The organism is Desmonostoc vinosum (assembly GCF_059505385.1).
In genome coordinates this window covers 1-18,069 of sequence record NZ_JCACKM010000032.1, presented here as the reverse complement: position 1 = coordinate 18,069, position 18,069 = coordinate 1, and the positions used below count along the sequence as shown (strand labels likewise).

The window sequence follows — 18,069 nt, the reverse complement described above, 5'->3', positions numbered from 1 at the left end:
TAAAAAGCAAACGTCTTCAAAGTGTGAGGAGTGGTTAAGACAAGTGAACACAGCAAATCTTAAGTTTTGCTAATAAGTGTGAACTTGTCTAAATCAGAGAAGCGAGTTAATCTTGCTTAAGCATCTCTGGTGAATGTGATCTTGATCTATGGTTCGTTGTGATCTACATCATTGACTAGTATCCAACTTAAAAATCGAGGTCAGTTAAGCGCTAGCGATCATTAGGAGGTCGTCTTTGAAACGAGCATTTAAAAAGAGAGTAAAGGCTGTGTTGAAAAATACCCCCAGCGATGATGCCCCGGTAGAACATCTGAATGTGAATAATCCCAAAATCAACCGCCGGGTGCGGACAAAAGCTGCCATGATTGGCTTGGCCATCTCCATGGGAGCAACTAGCCTTTTGGTGACTCGGCAAAGCGATCAAGCCCAAGCAGCAGCACCTGTAGGTAGTCAAAAGGCAACCTCAGCAATTCCAGCTGCTCCTGACACTAAGGTGAAGGTGAAATTTGCCTCCGCAAAACTGGAATCCCCAGCCGTCTCATTAGCGAGCGTGCCTGAAAATCCTGTCATAGTGGAACCAACAGCAGTTTCACAAGTACCAGGGCTTGAAGCTAAATGGCAAATTGCTGCAAGTGGAATGTCTGTACCAGTTCCGGCATCAGAAACCCTTTCCAAAGCAGTAGATAAAAATCTCAATTACTTGCAACCCCAAGCAGTAAAGGGACTGAGCAATACCACAGTTAACCAGCCAGAGAAAAACACGTCCGAGGCTACTTATCCAAAAACAGTAGCGGCATCTGGCACGATCAGCAATGATCAAGTTGACGTACAACTCAAAGCACAGCAAGAGTTTGCACTGTATCGTCTACAAGAAAAATCGAACCGTTTAAGAAAGAGTCTGGCGGAGTTGCGGTCTGGGGAGACCAAAAATTTATCAAAAGCTGGTTTTGAATTAGGACAACCGACAACTGTTGTTGAGAAAAATTTTATCGCGCGCTCAGGAACTCTTTCTGAGACCAACAGAGAGAATCTCATCTCGAAATTAAAACAAAACAGAGAAGCAGGTGCATCGTTTGAGCAAGTAACAATACCTGTACCACCAGCTACACCAACAATTGTTGCAACTTCAGCCTCAACGGCCTATGAAGTTAAGCCTGGAGATACATTAGCAGCGATCGCCAACCGTTACCGCACTTCCATAGCCGAACTAGTCAAAGCTAACAATATTAGCAACCCCAATCAACTGCGAATCAGTCAAAAGCTGGTGATCCCTGCAACCAAAGTTCGCACCAATGCAGCTAGACCTACTTTTGCACAGCCCAGTAGTATTCCCAAGGTAGCTACACCACCTGTGAATACAGCTGGGATCAACTTGAATTTACCTGCCGCTTCACAATTACCAGTAATTGCTGACAATAGCAGTGTTAACATCCCGACATCAGCAAGTGCGGCTAGTCAGCTTCAGACAGGTACAACCCTCCCAACAACAGCCCCCACCGTTCCTAGCCTATATGGTGTGGGTGGTGAAACACCAATGCCCAAAGCTTTTGCTGAAATGCAGCTACCTAGAAAAGCACCTCAAAAGGTAGCTAGGGCCAGAAGCGCACGTCTACAAAGCTTACAAGCAGAAATTCAAAGGTTACAGGCAAAATACCGCGCTCAGCAATCTGGGAACTTAGTTGTACCAACAGCTAACGAAACCAACACCGCTGCGTTGCAAATTCCTATCCCTCAGCCTAGTAACTTTGTCAGTTCTAACTCCGTTAGTCAACGAAATAGAGTAGCGATACCGATTGCAGTTCCTACACCTATTAGTTCTAACTATAACGCCGTCCTGCCACCTATTAAGTCGGAATTCCGTGCCATTCGCCCCACTAGCGATGAGCCAGTCAATCCAGAATTTCTGCCTAATCAGGGTGGTAGTCAGTGGACTCCTTCTGGTAATTTACCAGCTAGAAGAATAGCAACACCCCCTGTAGGTGTGAATTCTTCTGAATCCTTGGGCAGAATGCGAGGAACTAAAGTTTCTCCAGTACCGCCTTTGGCAGCAGTTGATCAATACCTGCCCAAGCCAGCTGATGAGTTTACATCTCCCTCACCTACCTCGATTGTAGCCTTTGCTTGGCCAGCAAAAGGCACTCTGACCTCTGGCTATGGCTGGCGTTGGGGAAGAATGCACAGAGGAATTGATATCGCCAACTCCACTGGCACCCCCATTTTTTCAGCAGCTAATGGTGTGGTAGAAAAAGCTGGTTGGAACAAAGGTGGTTACGGCAAGCTTGTAGATATCCGTCATCCTGATGGCAGCTTGACTCGCTATGGTCACAATAGCCGGATTTTAGTACAAGTAGGTCAAGAAGTACAGCAAGGACAACAAATTGCTGAAATGGGTAGCACTGGTTTCAGCACTGGCCCACACAGTCACTTTGAAATTCACCCATCCGGGAAAGGTGCTGTTAATCCAATAGCCATGCTACCGGAACGCGTGTAATTCTTAGCTGTTCGTAATTAACAAATTGCTTTGTTTGCTGAGGGAGAAAAACTCCCTCTTTTACTGTGTGTGGGAATGGGGGTACTGGGGACGCGGAGAAATTTTCTCCCTCATCCCCCGGTTGGTGAGCCAAGTCGAACCACATCCACCTCTTTTTTCACAAAAAAACAAATTAGTTGCAATAAATCTGGCTGTAGCCAGATTTATATGCTATGCTTATAAACGATGTGAATAATTAAGGCTCAGTAGCTCAGTTGGTTAGAGCACGGGACTCATAAGCCTGGGGTCGTCTGTTCAAGTCAGACCTGAGCCATTTAAAAAGTATTTACCAATATTCTTAACAAATCCTACCCATTACCCAGTCCCTAGTAATGACGGATGACCTCAGCCACTGACCACGCTTGAGCGATCGCTCCCTTGGGCAAATGTGGCAAGTCGCCATCAAAAATCTCTGAAATAGAGCCAAGGCAAGCATCACACAGAAAGTGATCTAGTAGAGGTTGCCAATCAAAAGGTAGGGGCTGTTGGGGGTAAAAACGCTGCCAAGCACGAATATATGGGCCAATTAGCCAACTCCAAACACTGCCTTGATGGTAGGCGCGATCGCGTTCATATAAGCTGCCTTGGTACTTACCTACATATTCTGGATCGCTGGGAGAAAGGCTGCGAAGTCCGTAAGGAGTGAGTAATTTGGCAGTTGCCAGATCTAATACCTGCCGCCCTTGCTGTACAGAAAAGCCGCAGTGGTGTAACGACAGAGCTAAAACTGCATTCGGACGAACTTGAGAATTTCGGCGATCGTCCGGTTCTATAGTATCGTAAAAATAATTTAGCTGAGGATTCCAAAACTTTTGCAGTGAGGCTTTTACTTGTTGCGCTTGTTGGATATAACGCTGTGATTGTTTGGCCAGACGCGTTGGTTCGCCAAACTCCAACTGGCTTAAACGTTCTGCCCACTGACTCACCCAACATAAAGCGGAATACCACAGGGCGTTGATTTCCACTGCCTTTCCACGCCGGGGAGTAACAGGCTGTGCCCCAATTACAGCATCCATCCAAGTTAGGGCCACACCACGCGCATCCCAACCAATTAAGCCATCAGTAGCATCAGCTTGGATGTTATAGCGCGTACCACCAACAAAGGCTTTATGAATTTGCTGCACTACTGGAAATTGCTCTGCTAGGAACTCCCAGTCTTGAGTAGCTTCCAGATAAAGCCCTAGAGTTTCAATCCACCACAGCGCTGCATCAATACTGTTATAAAACGGCTCACCATCAACATCGGGAAATGCATTAGGAATCAAACCGTGACGACAGTGGTGTCCGAAAGTTCGCAATAATCCTTTTGCTAAGTCAAAGCGTTGTGGAACTAATGCCAATCCCGGTAAGGCAATCAAGGTATCGCGTCCCCAGTCATTAAACCAGTGATAACCAGCAATAATGGTCGGGCCAGCGATTGAGGCTCGATAGACGATAAACTGATCTCCAGCTTTGAGGAGTTGCTGCCAGATTTGTCCTCTCTTACAAAGTTCTGATCGCTGGAAGCCAGCGCCCAGACTTTGCGCTTTGTCATTGGTTCTTTGTCCTTTGTCAATTGCTAATGACCAATAACTTTTTAGCCTTTCCTCTTCTGCCTCTACGGCTTCTGTAAAGGTATCGCAGGTGAGAACGCTTTGCTGGGGATCGGGAAAACCAACTTGTGCTTCCAGAGTCACTGCATCTCCAGGTTGGAGAGTGACTGTTAAGTAACCCGGACTGTAAAGGTCTTCGCGATCGCTTAAACCCCGTTGTGTTTCCTCTGATAATCCATAATTCCAATACCAAACTGTGTCTCGTTGATAATCTCCTTGTGTCCAGCGCAAATGCCAAGGTGTGCCAAATTGACCAGAGTTGATTGCTTGCAAACAAACTTGCTGCTGCCCCAGTAACTGCGAGAAATGTAAGTCGGAATTAGCAGCAATTTGCTGGCTATGAAAGTCGCGATCGGCTATTAGCAGTCGCAGCCGCAAAATTGCTGTCTCACTTCCCTCATAGCGATACTGAATTAAAATGCGATGGCAAAATTGGGAATAGGGAGAAGTAGACGCAGAGAATGGGAGATGCGGGGACACGGAGAGCAATTTCTCCGCGTCCCCCGCTAACGCAGTCGGAGGGAAACCCTCTTGCAGCGCTGTCTCACCGCGTCCCCGCGTCCCCGTGTCTTCCCCTAGTTCCCCCCTAGCCTCTACGCCATACGGCATCATCAACTGCCTAGTTAACTGCCAGTTACCTTCACCCCAAATCCATTTAGGAACTGGATTAATATCAAAGCAGCGTAGCAGTTTGTAGCCTGCCGGCTCAATCTGACGGTTGCCCCAAAAATTTGTCCCCAGTGCGACAACGCCCCCTGATACTTCCAAACTAGCTTCTAAGTGTGACATCAAAAGAGTCCGCCCAGAGGGTGGATTTGTGGCGGCAAATAGCCAACCATGATAAGTGCGCGTGCGGATATCGTAAACTGTGCCACTGGCAAAACTTCCTAAGCCATTGGTCAGCAGCCATTCTCTTTTATCTAAATCAGGCATTGGTTACTCAAAATCGTTATGACTATGATATAGTCGTAACAGATCGTAATTAAACTGTGAGTCAGCCCCTACGGAGGGAAACCCTGCGTAGGGGACTGCGTACTCAAAAGGATGACAGCGTGGATGGGTGAGTTTTACTTGACCCAAATTCCAACGCTATTAAACGGATATAAGTCGAAGGAGAATTAGGTTAATGTCCCTCACTTACGGAATAGAAGGAAGCCTCCGCGTTGGTCAACAGGCTCCCGATTTCACAGCAACGGCTGTAGTAGATCAGGAATTTAAGACAATTAAACTTTCCGACTATCGCGGCAAGTATGTCATCCTGTTTTTCTACCCCCTAGACTTTACCTTTGTTTGCCCTACTGAAATCACAGCATTTAGCGATCGCTACGAAGAATTCAAGAAAATTAATACGGAAATCCTTGGGGCTTCCGTTGATAGCGAGTTCTCCCACCTCGCTTGGATTCAAACTGATCGCAAGTCTGGTGGCGTCGGTGATTTGAATTATCCTCTGGTCTCCGACATCAAGAAAGAGATTAGCGCTGCCTACAATGTGCTTGACCCAGCAGCAGGCATTGCTTTGCGTGGTCTGTTCATCATCGACAAAGATGGTATCATACAGCACGCTACTATTAACAACCTAGCTTTTGGTCGCAGTGTTGATGAAACTCTGCGGACATTACAAGCAATTCAATACGTTCAGTCTCATCCAGATGAGGTTTGCCCAGCTGGTTGGCAACCTGGGGATAAGACAATGAACCCTGATCCAGTGAAGTCTAAAGTATACTTCTCTGCGGTTTAGGGATTGGAACTGTGAATTGGGAAAATCTTTCCGAATCTCAATATCTGCATCCCTGATACCTTTAAATACACTTAAGACACAATTAATAATAACCACAGATAAACATAGATATACTTAGTGTTAAGTTAAATGTCTGTCTGTGGTTTTTTCATCGGTCGATTATCTATGGCGATATTGCAAAACAAACACGTCATGTGATAAATCACAAAACGACGGCATAAAAATCTCTCCCCAATTCCCATCCCAATCCATCAAAAAATGCTGACTTCAAATGATTTTAGCGGCTTATTCAATGAGCGCTTTTTGCGTAATTTTTTGCCAGTTCCAGCGATCAATTCCCTCAGATTGGGAGTAGGAACACCAGATTTTCAACTGCCAGATATTACCAATGGAACATTAGTAAAATTATCCGACTACAGAGGTAAGCAACCAGTATTACTTGCCTTCACGCGGATATTTACTGAAAAGCAATATTGCCCATTTTGTTTTCCTCATATCAAAGCTTTAAATGAGAACTATGAGCAATTTAAAAATCGCGGTGTAGAAGTTTTGATGATTACTAGTACTGATGAAAAACAGAGTCAAATAGTTGTGAGAGATTTGGGGTTAAAAATGCCCTTATTGAGCGATCCTAGTTGTAGGGTATTTCGTGCTTATCAAGTAGGGCAGGCTTTAGGAGCGCCTTTACCCGCTCAATTTGTATTAGATCAAGAAGGTAAACTCCGCTACTGGCATTTATTTTCTTTCTTGGATCATAATGCCAGTATAGAAACTCTTTTAGAGCAATATAATGAAGTTTCAAAAACTTGAGTTTGCCTTTTCTTTTAATCTATAACCAGAGATTAAATAATTCGTAATTCGTAATGACGCGACGCTCCTGTGTCGCTCTAAGCGAAGCTATGCCGTAGGCTTTACGCTGACGCTCGTACCTCGCTACCGCTTCGCTAACGCTATCGAGGACTCGCTACCGCTTTGCTAACGTAATTCGTAATTAAGAGGATGTTTTAAAAGTTTTGGGCGAATATAATTCGCTACTACACAAGCGAAGTCTACCTCCTTTGGAAAACACGGAAAATCGAGTTCTTGAAACCCACGGAGGTGGGTTTTGTCTGTATAGTCGCGATTTCTAATCGCCTATTTTAGTATTAATTTAGACTTTTCAATCAAATATGTAGGTATACAAGGAGCGTTACCCAAAGACGCAAAGATGTAATTTCAATGACGATTAGCTTAGAATTTCGAGGCTATGCCAAGGCAGGGAACAGGCAACAGTAAACTTCGCCACCTTTACCGCACTGGTTTCTGAGGTAGGGGATTAGATCTTAAGGGATTATTGTTGGTTGAAGGTAGAGGTGGAATTGGGTTAGGGGTGGGTGTTGGAGTTGGCACTACTTTTTTCATCACTGTAATTGCGAATCCTTTTTGTTGGGATTGTCGCTTACCGGATATATCATTTACTTGCAGTCCAATTTCAGATGGGAAAGCTTGATTAACTGGTAGCCTAATTGAGCCTGTTGGGGACACATCATTCCCATAGGGAAGAAGTTTCACCTGGATGTCTTCTCCCCCTACTTTCCAAGCCAAATTTGCAAATTCTCCTTCTTTAAGAACTACGTTTGGTTGCTCGCTACCATTAATAGTGAAGGAGACGATCTTAAAGGGTTTCGGTGATATTTCGACAGTAGGTTCCGCTTTTTTAGAATTAACTTTATCGCTACCGTTGTTGGGAATAGCTTTGAGTTCAAAAGTAAATTTCCCGACTTGAGAGGCATTGATGGGAACATTTGTACATTGTAGTTGTTGGTTTTCTTGCTTGCAAAGATTTTTGAGTTTAGGGTCTTGAATATTGCCTTGACTAAATTTATAAATAATTGGTTGTCCAAACGATGTCCCATCATCTTTATTACCAGCAATTTGCACTTGTGCAAGTAATAATGGACGAGCGATCGCCCAACTTAAAAGTATATTTTGGCCTTTTTGATATTGTGGTTTGTCTGTCTTAAAATCAGTGACTTCGGGAATTGGTCTTTCTGTTATTTCTACTTGAGTACTGCGGGTGATGTCTTGAGTTTGCCGGGAAAAAATTGGTAATCCTTTGCGATAAGAAGCTTGGAGTTCAAAGGTATAACTTCCTCTGGTATTGACTCCAGTTTTCACATTATTACAAACTAGTTCTTGTTGGTCTTGTATTTGACAAGCAGGTATTTCGTTCGCGCTTTTTTTGCCTAGTTCAACAGGTATACCATCTTTGACTTCATAGGTACGCTGAGCGGGTTTTGGGCCTTTGACTATTAGCACTAGCTTTTGTAGTTGTTTATAGTTGTGAATCTCCCAACTCAAAGCTACCTCATCCTCACCCTCAGTGATTTGGGGGGCGTTGGCTCGGAAATTTTCTAATCTTAAAGGGTCAGGATTTAAGCTGCGCCAAATGATATATCCTATGCCCCCTAATAACAGCAAAGCTGTTAAGATTAATAGTAAAAGTTGCCACCAAGGACGTGGTTTCCATACCAAAGTTCCTTGAGGTAAGGTATCAGGTAAAGGTAAACTTTGTTTGTCTTGAATATCAACTTGAAAATTCAGAGATAATCCATTACCAAACCATGGCCGTCGCCACCAAGATTTAGGTTTGACTATGAGATTGATGTCAGTGCCTTTACTAGGTAATAATCTGGCTTCATCAAGCTCAAATTGATATGTACACAGTTCGTCTTCATCTCGACTTTGAGCATCAAATGTGAGTTCGCGGACAATATTACCTCGGTTCGCTACTGATAATTCATACTTGCCAGGACTGCGACTAACTTTTCCCAAAATAGTGTTCAGTTGTATATCGAGGCGATAAATTGTGGGGATTTGGATATAAACTAAATCTAACAGTACCAGTTCTGGATAGCTTTCTGAATGTAAGCGAATTGTTGGAGAGTAGCTTCCTGCGAGGGTGTCTCCTGGTGGATGAAATTGCAATAATATTTGACCTTGAGAACCTGGGTTAAGTTCTAGTGCATTCGGCCCAGACAATAATCCTAATCCCTCAAATCCTGTGATGGGATATCTGATTGTAAACCAGTCATCGTCTAAATCTGGGCAACTTAAGCGGAAACGGTCTACTACATTAGAGCGGTTGTCAACTATCACCTCTAGTTGTAAAGGTTGATTAGGATCAAAAATTAATGGCTTGTCGGGGTTAGTGTTAGGTTGAATAGAAAATGTCGGGTCGTTTATCCGAATTACAGTCTGTTCTTTGAGGAGAATTTTTAATTGGCGGGAGAAATTTATTGGAGTATCTTGGGGATAATGCTGAGGAGCATCTATAACTAGAGTGTAGTCATAGGTGCCTGGGAGAGCATCAATAGGAATTTGAAACTCAAATGTGACTTCATCGCTATTTTGTTGCGGGGCTAGCGCGATACTTTCTCTGGGAGAATTAGACCAGCCGGTGACGTTTTGAAATGTCTCATCAAAGGCGAAATATAAGTCAATAACAGCGCTCTGATTTCCCTCGTTGATGACAACAGCATGAAGTTCAATAGTATCTCCTGGCATTCCAAACTGTATTCCAGGTGGGTTGATAATCACTTTCAGTGGATTAAACTGAGCTTGCATGTTATTGACTCCCTTAATTGATGCGGTGTAGCTTGACTTGAAAATCTTCACTACCACTGACAACTGTGGTTGTTTGATTAGTTTTTAAGTCAACACTATTAATTTTTTTAGAGGTTTTATAAATTGTTTTGCCTTCTGCGGCTCTGGTTTTGTCTAGCTTATATTCAGAAGTTAAGTTCCAAACCACCACTCGTCCATCATCTGTGCCGCTGACTAGTGTACGGCCATCTTCGCTAAATATGAGAGTCCGTACTGATGTTGTTGACGCTGCCCAGCGGTCTAAGGGTAAGCAATTTAGGTCTTTTACTTGCTGTTGTGGATTGGGTGCAATTTGGCATTGATTTAAATTCCAAATCGTGATGTAACCAGCAGAGTCAGAGGTGGCCAGGATTTTTTCTTGTGAGTTGGGAGCAAAGGCCAAAGCCCAAACAAAGTCTTGAATGCCGACTCTTTGGTCTAGTTTTTCGAGACTTTGCACTGATAAACCTTGAGATTTATCATCAGGTTGATTTTGGTTCCACTGCCACAACATGAAACGCTTGTAGTTGCCAGCAATAGCTAAGGTTTTGGCATCTGGACTGAGAGTAAGAGCGCGAACTTGGAAGCCTGAGAGGCTTAATCTATCTTGGATGTCGAGTATTTGTTGTGGTTCTGGCTGAAAATCTTGATTAATTGATGGTCTTGACCAAACTCTGACTTTGCCACTGCCATAGCCACTGAATAACTTTAGTGAGTTGGAGGTAAATGCTAGGTCAAAGACTCTATCACCTCTGGCTTTGGGGTCTTTGCTGTCTTGCAGTTCGCTAATTTTTGCACCTGTGGGGACATCTCTAAGTTCGATGACTCCATTATCTAAACCAACGGCCAGACGATTATTTTCGACTGGAGTAAAACGCAAGACTTGTACGGCGTCGTCGGTAATTGCCATTAAGCCTTTGGGCTTTTGCTGGCGATCGCAAGCAATAGGTTGCCCAGGATATGTTACTCTTTCATCAGGCTCTAAGCTGTTGTTTCCTGGTCGCCAGAGTCTGATTGTGCAATCATCTGAGCCACTGACCACAGATAAGCCAGTACCATTGAACCGCACTGAGTTAACGGAGCGAGTATGTGTAATTGCCTCTGGATTCAGTAACCATAATAATAGTGCTGCTAGTAATGCGATCGCTGCTAGTTGTAACCATAAAGGTATAATTGGCAAAACCCGCAATTCTAAAGTCTGCGTTGCGGGGTCTGTGCTACCCAGGCGTTGGTCGGATAGTTCCGATTTGGCTTCCAGCAGGAGTGTTTTACCTATTCCCACCCAAGGACGTTTGGTTTTGGCATCTAAAACGATTTTGGTTGTCTCTCCAGAACCGAGATTAGCTGTTTCCGGCGACTTCTTAAAACTACATTTGCGCCAGTCTCGCCCCTGAATCTGCACATTAATTTCTTGATTCAGGTTGCTAGCATTTTTAAATATTAAATCAAAAGAGGCTGTATTAGCCTTCCAATTCGGCAACCAGCGGCCATTGCTGGGGAGTGTTTGAGATTTTTGTGTTGTGGCAAATTCGATAAAACCCACCGGCAAAACTTCGAGATTTCCTTCCGCACTGGCAGGGTATCCATTACTGCTTGTGGCTTCAACGGTAAAGGGATAATTTTGACTAGGTGCTTGCACTACCGATGGCGGTTGACATTGAAACGATGCTTCTGTTTGACTGACTGGGTCTATCGTTAACCGCCGTTCTGCACTACCGACTAACCAAGATAAATTTACACCTACAAAACGTAGTACAACATTTGTACTTTGTTGACCCAAGTTTCGCACTCGTACTGGTATATCTATGCAATTGCGAGGATATACTTGAAATTCTCGCACAGGCAACTCTACACTCAAATGTGTTGGTGTGTTGTCTGCCTCAATTTTCAAACGCATTAACAGCCTGCGCTGTTGTCCTAATTGTGGTGAAAAAATATTCACCGTCAAATTCACCAGACCGACAAATCCAGGAATAGGTGTATTAAATATAAAAACTTGAAATATGGTACTACTTCCAGGAGGTTTAGCTGCTGCAACTTCTGGTTCCAGTTTATACCAGCGATACTCTGGATTGCGGATTTCTCCCGCTGCCAAGATTTCTATCTGAAAGTTGGCAAATTGATTACTGTCATTGTTGACAGTTACCTCAAATGTACTCGGATAAGCGCCTGGACGAAAGGTTAAATTCTGAGTAGAAAGGCTAGCATTGATAACATTTTGATCCATTTTAATTATATGTTTAGAATTATGCAGAACTTGTAGTATTAACAAACAAATAATATCTAAGAGAAGTTTAGTACTAAACTTCTCCCACTGGCATAGCAAGGCTCAATTAGTGTAGTAGAAAATGTTCGTAGTTGTGCTTTAGCGCTAAATAAACTTAAAAATTTCTCGCAGCATTTTAGGCCGGTCGTATCATGTCTGTTTAAAGACTTATGATTGGGCTGACGCGGGGATAGGGAGACGCGGGGACGCGGAGAAATTTTTATGATAAGTGATTAGCCGGACATTATATCACACTACTACTGGCTTGACAAGATAAAAATAATACATGACCAAACTCTTGTGGAATGGGCGTCTCGCCTGTTCGGTGCGGGTTTTTAGGCCCACACCACGTTCGTAGACATAATTTAACCATGCGATCGCCGCGACAGTCGAAAATTATTGTACCTGATTGGTATTCGGCAAACCTTTTTCGTTGTCTAAATCTTTACGGGATTGCAAGTAATTGTATATGAGAGAGAGCGCCAATATTGCAACCAAAAGAGCAGCAACAGCTATTCCTAAATTACGGAAGAGACTTCCAGAGGTTTTTTGAGGTTGCTGGTCATGACTTCTGGGCTGAAAAATGGTCGCATCCGGTCGCCTTTGTGGAGTATCAGCGTTAGATGTTGATCTTGGCTGATATAATGTTGCATCCGGTCGCCCTGGCTGAGTGCTGGGGTTGGGTGCTGGTTTGGGTTGATATAATGTTGCATCCGGTCGCCCTGGCTGAGTGTTGGTGTTGGGGGCTGGTTTGGGTTGATATAATGTTGCGTCCGGTTGCCCTGGCTGAGTGTTGGTGTTGGGTGCTGGTTTGGGTTGATATAATGTTGCATCCGGTTGCCCTGGCTGAGTGCTGGGGTTGGGGGCTGGCTTGGGTTGATATAATGTCGCGTCCGGTTGCCCTGGCTGAGTGCTGGGGTTGGGGGCTGTTTTGGGTTGATATAATGTTGCGTCCGGTTGCCCTGGCTGAGTGCTGGGGTTGGGTGCTGGTTTGGGTTGATATAATGTTGCGTCCGGTTGCCCTGGCTGGGGATGATTCACAGGTTGGTTGTATTCAACCGGGTTCAACGGTCTGGGAATCGTTTCGTGATTTGCACCTTGGTTGGGCAAAGGTTGTGGACGCTGAATAGTTTCTGCTTGCTGGTTATAGTCAACCGGGTTCAACGGTCTAGGAAGCGTTTCGTGATTGGAACCTTGGTTGTGTAAAGGTTGCGGACGCTGAATGGTTTCTGCTTGCTGGTTATAGTCAACTGGGTTCAACGGTCTGGGAAACGTTTCGTGATTTGAACCTGGGTGCGGACGCTGAATGGTTTCTGCTGAGTTCAACGGTCTAGAAATCGTTTCTTGGTTGGAACCTTGGCCCAAGGGAGACTGGGGTTGACTATTATTGGATGCGGGTGGGAAATTAGACCCAGTTATAGGTCTAACTGCGGCTTGCAAAGCCTGATTTAATGCTTCTACTGATGCAAACCGCTCATTAGGATTTTTTTGGAGACATTTTAAGACTACAGCTTCCAATTCTACAGGCAAATCTTGACATCCTGGTTGCGATCGCAGCGGTTTTGGTGGTTCATAAGCATGAGCCAATACCCAAGAAGCTTCACTGACATTATTACCCTTATTACCTATACCAAAGGGATCTGCTGTACTCAGCATTTCATAGAGGATAATCCCCAAGCTATAAATATCGCCCCTAGCATCCAAGTTCTTATCACTTTGGATTTGCTCAGGTGCTGCGTAGCGAAATGTCCCGATGAATGTACTGGTGATATTGGTGATATTGCTACGGTCTGAAGACTCATCACGGATTTTAGCCACACCAAAATCTAATATTTTTACCCACTCTCCTAAATCTGTGGGGATTAAAAAAATATTATCTGGCTTCAAGTCACGATGAACGACTTGGATATGCTCGATGCTTTTTGTGCCTTCCCGTTGTAAATTTATTCCTTGATGGGCAAGCTGTAGACCCTTACAAACCTGCGCCATAATCTTTACAGTCCGCTCAACAGACAACCGTCGCTCACGCAGCAGTAGTTCCCGTAGAGTTTGCCCACGCAAATATTCCATTACATAGAATGGATAGCCTTCTGGAGTGACTCCACAGTCACTAATCTTAACAATATGATCGCTTTGCAGGGCAGCACAGACTGATATTTCGCGCTCAAAACGCTTTCTCATCTCTTGTGATGCCACCAGCGTATCTTTGAGCAACTTTAACGCTACTTGTTGACCTACACGGGTGTCTGTTGCTAGGTAAACTTCTCCCATACCACCCCCGCCTAACCGTTTTTCCAAACGGTATCGCTGGTTATCACCCATAAAGCGACCATTCCAAGAATTTGCAGAAGGTGGGGATTTCATCTGGTGGAACCCATCCTATAATTTTAAAGTGTTGATTTTATCAAAAATAGTACTAATATCAGAAACCTTTTGTCTGCTTCATTATATGAAGGACTAGTAATATAATTTACCAAAATTCATTTACTTACACTCAGCTTAGCATATTGACAACTTAAAGTTATGTCTGTCATCTGATAAAATGCTTAAAATTATGACTTTTGGTAGTAGAAATCCACTTGTAATGCTAAATTAGCGCCAATTCGGCAAGTATTTTCAGAAGCAATGGAGGTACTGGAGAATTGCGAATTGTCATTTGTCATTTGTAATTGATTATTCTCTGCGTCTCCCCCGTTGCCGCGTCTTCCCCATTACCCCTAATCCCCACTCCCTGCGGGAGCGGGGGCCCCGAGTTCTCCAGTCTCCAATCTCCTGATTTTCCATCGTACACAATCCAGAATCGCCATCACCTGAACATAAACTTTGGGAAAAAGATGCCAGCTTGGCTGATGGTTTTTGCCGACTTATGTTTAAATTTTTCCAAAAAACATTAAGTTAATATGCTCTGGCGTAAATAATGAATATGTGCTACTGCCATGAGGAATGAGCATGAGTAATGCACTCTCCATAGCTGCTGTCACAGCAGTATTAAAAGTTTTGTTGGAGAATGGTCTAGTCAGTGATCCGATTACTGCTAGTGTTGGTGATGTAGTTGTAACTGCCCTTCCACCCGACCGGATTTCGGTTGAAGCTGACGAGCGTGCCCAACTCAACCTCTTTCTCTATCAAGTGACGCAAAATCGCAACGTCGATTGGGTGTCTCCAGAATTTCGTCAGCGACACTCGCGAATTAATGGTAATTCGCGAGCGACAACTCCACCCCTAGCTCTAGACTTGCACTACCTACTATCAGCTTATGGGGCAAAAGATTTTCAAGCAGAACTGCTACTGGGATACGCAATGCAATTGTTGCATAAAACACCTATTATTACAGCGGATATTATTGAAAATACTTTAATAAATGCTTCCACAACAAATATTTCCAGTGTTTTCTCCCAAGCTTTGATTGGTGTACCTGTATCTGATTTAGCTGTGCAAATCGGGCAGATCAAACTATCTCCTGAGTTTTTTAACATGGAAGAAACTTCCAAGTTATGGTCTGCCTTACAAACGCACTATCGACCTTCTGCGACTTATTTAGCATCAATGGTATTGATTGAAAGTAGCCATGATGATTACCCCGAAGGTTTTAGTTCGGTTGCCTTATCTCAACCAAATATCGAGCAAGTGATGGCTTTGTCTAAAACAGATCAAGTGATTGTGGGAGGTACTACATTAGTTATTCGGGGTAAACAGTTACGCGGTGATGTGACGCGTGTCCGACTAAGCAACACAGAAGCCTTACTCGTACCTCAAGATATTAAAGAAACACAAATTAGCCTACAAGTGCCACCAAATTTATCTGCTAGTGTACAGGGTGTGCAGGTTGTACACCTGACAATGAGCCATACAGGACAAATGCATCATGTGGTGGAATCAAACGTTGCAGCTTTTGTATTGCATCCCAAAATCACGGCATCCGTTGCTCAAATACAAGATAGCAACGACAATTTACGCTCAGCAGAAATCAACGTGAAACTCCATCCCCAAGTTGGCAAAGCGCAACGTGTGGTCTTGCTGCTTAATGAAATTTTACCTAGCAATCCACCAGTAGGATATTTTTTCTTGGTTGCCTCAAGGGATGAAGATACCGATGTAATCACGATTCCTGTAAATAAAGTTAAGCCAGGAACTTATCTAGTGCGAGTGCAAGTGGATGGGGCGGAAAGCCCGTTGCACAAAAATCAATCTGGGGAATACGATTCACCACAGGTGACTATATGAAGAGTACAAAAAATGCTCAAAAAATCAATCAAAATTGGGAAGAAGCAAACCAGAATTACCTAGCAGCAGCTCTGGGTGCAATGCGCGCTTTGATAGAGAAACATGCCTTTAGATCACCAGATCAAATTGAGAGCAGAGAAAAAGAGTATGTCCTACGGCAGCAAATTTTACAAGCAGCTGATGCAGCAATGCCAGCACCGTCAGCTATAGCTCAGCTGTGTCAAATTTTTGGTTTGTCGAGTTTTGAGCGCGATATATTGCTAATGTGCGCGTCTATGGAGTTTAGTGGGGAGTTTGCTGGGTTGTGTGCCACAGCTTGCGGAGACTCACAGCGTCTTTATCCGACATTTAGTTTAGCACTGGAAGCGTTGCCCAACTCTCACTGGGATGCGATCGCCCCCCATGCCCTATTACGCCACTGGCGATTAATCGAAGTTGGCGATAGTCGAGCCTTAACTACTTCTCCCCTACGCCTTGATGAGCGAATTTTACACTATCTTGCAGGCACACACTATCTTGACGAGCGGTTAGTCGGTATCGTTGAACCTGTAGAAATCACTGGAGAATTAGTACCATCCCATCAAAAACTAGCACAGCAAATAGCAGGGGTTTGGTCACAAACACCAAAGACAGGCATCTTACCCGTTATCCAGTTATGCGGGGCTGAACCCACAAGTAAGCGAGCGATCGCCGCCGCAGTGAGTAAAATGTTAGGTGTCAGCCTCAACTTAGTCCCGGCTCAGGTTGCACCAACCGTACCTAGCGAGATGGAAACCTTTATGCGGCTATGGGAGAGGGAAGCCGTTTTAAGTGGTAGTGCCTTATTGCTAGATTGCGATCGTATCGACCTAGCCGATGCTACCCGTAATACGATCATTAGCCGTTTAATCGAGCGCGTCAATTGCTTTTTATTCTTAGCCAGCCGCGAACGAATCAACATACTCCAACGCCCAGTAGTTAGTTTAGACGTTCACAAACCCACCATCAACGAGCAAAGCCTACTCTGGCAAAACACCCTAGCAGAATTAGCACCACAGTTAAACGGCCAAATCAAGAACCTCACAGCTCAGTTTAACCTCAGTCCGACAACCATTCGCGCTGCCTGTGCCGAAGCCGCCGGCAACTTGAGTCAAGCACAAGATCAAGACTTAGGGAGGATTTTATGGGACGCTTGCCGCACACAAGCACGTCCTCGTTTAGATGAACTAGCCCAACGCATCATTCCCTCAGCCGATTGGCAAGATTTAGTGTTACCCTCAGCACAAGAAGTATTGCTGCGTGAAATTACCGCCCATGTCCGCCAACAAGCCACAGTTTATCAATCTTGGGGATTTGGTAGTAAGAGTTCTCGGGGACTGGGAATCAGCAGCTTATTTGCCGGCACTAGCGGTACAGGGAAAACACTAGCCGCCGAAGTCATGGCCCACGAATTACATTTAGATTTGTATCGTATAGATTTATCATCAGTTATCAGTAAATATATTGGGGAGACAGAGAAAAATCTCCGCCGAGTCTTTGACGCCGCCGAAGAAGGCGGGGTAATCTTGTTATTTGACGAAGCTGATGCTTTATTTGGGAAACGCTCAGAAGTCAAAGATAGCCATGATCGTTATGCCAACATCGAAGTTAGCTACCTGCTGCAACGTATGGAAAACTTTCCCGGCCTAGCAATTCTCACCACCAACCTCAAAAGTTCCCTAGATAAAGCATTTCTGCGCCGCATTCGCTTTGTTGTTCAGTTTCCCTTCCCTGACACCACTCAACGAGCCGAGATTTGGCGACGCATTTTTCCCAAAAATACCCCTACCCTTGGTTTGGATGCAAATAAATTGGCCCAGCTCAACGTCGCAGGTGGTAACATTCGCAACATCGCATTAAACGCTGCATTTTTAGCCGCAGATGGCGACGAATCAGTGCAGATGAAACATGTATTACGCGCCGCTCAAATGGAGTATACTAAGTTAGAAAAATCACTAACTGAAGTAGAAATTGGTGGGTGGATAGAAAATTAGGGAATAAAGAATGGGGAAGAGATTTACTTAATAGACCTCTTGCAAAAGTCGGATACTCGCCAGAAAATAAATTTTCTGGCTGA

The 18,069-nt window shown here is 44.3% G+C and carries 9 protein-coding genes and 1 tRNA gene; 6 read left to right on the top strand and 4 right to left on the bottom strand.

What is annotated here, in order from left to right:
• Positions 1 to 268: 268 nt before the first annotated feature.
• The gene (locus tag AC5JMF_RS04750; protein WP_495794576.1) at positions 269 to 2,491 is read left to right on the top strand and encodes a peptidoglycan DD-metalloendopeptidase family protein; all 2,223 of its coding nucleotides are present in this window, start codon (positions 269 to 271) and stop codon (positions 2,489 to 2,491) included.
• 239 nt (positions 2,492 to 2,730) lie between these two features.
• Positions 2,731 to 2,804: transfer RNA gene (locus AC5JMF_RS04745), tRNA-Met, on the top strand.
• A 52-nt stretch (positions 2,805 to 2,856) separates the two neighbouring features.
• Here AC5JMF_RS04745 and AC5JMF_RS04740 read toward each other — a convergent pair.
• Entirely contained in the window at positions 2,857 to 5,055 is a 2,199-nt protein-coding gene (locus AC5JMF_RS04740) for an amylo-alpha-1,6-glucosidase (RefSeq protein ID WP_495794575.1), read from the bottom strand.
• A gap of 193 nt (positions 5,056 to 5,248) precedes the next feature.
• Between AC5JMF_RS04740 and AC5JMF_RS04735 the strand changes: the two genes are divergently transcribed.
• Both AC5JMF_RS04735 and AC5JMF_RS04730 read left to right on the top strand, forming a co-directional pair.
• On the top strand, positions 5,249 to 5,860 hold the full coding sequence (locus tag AC5JMF_RS04735; protein WP_495794574.1) for a peroxiredoxin: 612 nt from the start codon (positions 5,249 to 5,251) through the stop codon (positions 5,858 to 5,860).
• 258 nt (positions 5,861 to 6,118) lie between these two features.
• Positions 6,119 to 6,670 (top strand): peroxiredoxin family protein, encoded by a 552-nt coding sequence (locus AC5JMF_RS04730; protein ID WP_495794573.1) that lies wholly within the window; start codon positions 6,119 to 6,121, stop codon positions 6,668 to 6,670.
• 477 nt (positions 6,671 to 7,147) lie between these two features.
• Here AC5JMF_RS04730 and AC5JMF_RS04725 read toward each other — a convergent pair whose 3' ends face one another.
• The 3 genes from AC5JMF_RS04725 to AC5JMF_RS04715 form a co-directional block, all read right to left on the bottom strand.
• Entirely contained in the window at positions 7,148 to 9,466 is a 2,319-nt protein-coding gene (locus AC5JMF_RS04725; RefSeq protein WP_495794572.1) for a COG1470 family protein, read from the bottom strand.
• 13 nt (positions 9,467 to 9,479) lie between these two features.
• On the bottom strand, positions 9,480 to 11,711 hold the full coding sequence (locus AC5JMF_RS04720) for a hypothetical protein (protein WP_495794571.1): 2,232 nt from the start codon (positions 11,709 to 11,711) through the stop codon (positions 9,480 to 9,482).
• A gap of 435 nt (positions 11,712 to 12,146) precedes the next feature.
• Entirely contained in the window at positions 12,147 to 14,114 is a 1,968-nt protein-coding gene (locus tag AC5JMF_RS04715; protein ID WP_495794570.1) for a serine/threonine protein kinase, read from the bottom strand.
• A 585-nt stretch (positions 14,115 to 14,699) separates the two neighbouring features.
• On the opposite strand from AC5JMF_RS04715, the gene AC5JMF_RS04710 reads away from it, so the two are divergent.
• Positions 14,700 to 15,974, top strand: a complete 1,275-nt coding sequence (locus tag AC5JMF_RS04710) for a Pvc16 family protein (RefSeq protein ID WP_495794569.1) — start codon at positions 14,700 to 14,702, stop codon at positions 15,972 to 15,974.
• The gene (locus AC5JMF_RS04705; RefSeq protein WP_495794568.1) at positions 15,971 to 17,986 is read left to right on the top strand and encodes an ATP-binding protein; all 2,016 of its coding nucleotides are present in this window, start codon (positions 15,971 to 15,973) and stop codon (positions 17,984 to 17,986) included. Before AC5JMF_RS04710 ends, AC5JMF_RS04705 begins: the two co-directional genes overlap by 4 nt.
• Positions 17,987 to 18,069: the final 83 nt, after the last annotated feature.

Bases quoted from the DNA above. Each gene is read 5' to 3' on its own strand.
- AC5JMF_RS04740 (WP_495794575.1), bottom strand. From the start codon at position 5,055: ATGCCTGATTTAGATAAAAGAGAATGGCTGCTGACCAATGGCTTAGGA.
- AC5JMF_RS04735 (WP_495794574.1), top strand. From the start codon at position 5,249: ATGTCCCTCACTTACGGAATAGAAGGAAGCCTCCGCGTTGGTCAACAG.
- AC5JMF_RS04730 (WP_495794573.1), top strand. From the start codon at position 6,119: ATGCTGACTTCAAATGATTTTAGCGGCTTATTCAATGAGCGCTTTTTG.
- AC5JMF_RS04725 (WP_495794572.1), bottom strand. From the start codon at position 9,466: ATGCAAGCTCAGTTTAATCCACTGAAAGTGATTATCAACCCACCTGGA.
- AC5JMF_RS04720 (WP_495794571.1), bottom strand. From the start codon at position 11,711: ATGGATCAAAATGTTATCAATGCTAGCCTTTCTACTCAGAATTTAACC.
- AC5JMF_RS04715 (WP_495794570.1), bottom strand. From the start codon at position 14,114: ATGAAATCCCCACCTTCTGCAAATTCTTGGAATGGTCGCTTTATGGGT.
- AC5JMF_RS04710 (WP_495794569.1), top strand. From the start codon at position 14,700: ATGAGTAATGCACTCTCCATAGCTGCTGTCACAGCAGTATTAAAAGTT.
- AC5JMF_RS04705 (WP_495794568.1), top strand. From the start codon at position 15,971: ATGAAGAGTACAAAAAATGCTCAAAAAATCAATCAAAATTGGGAAGAA.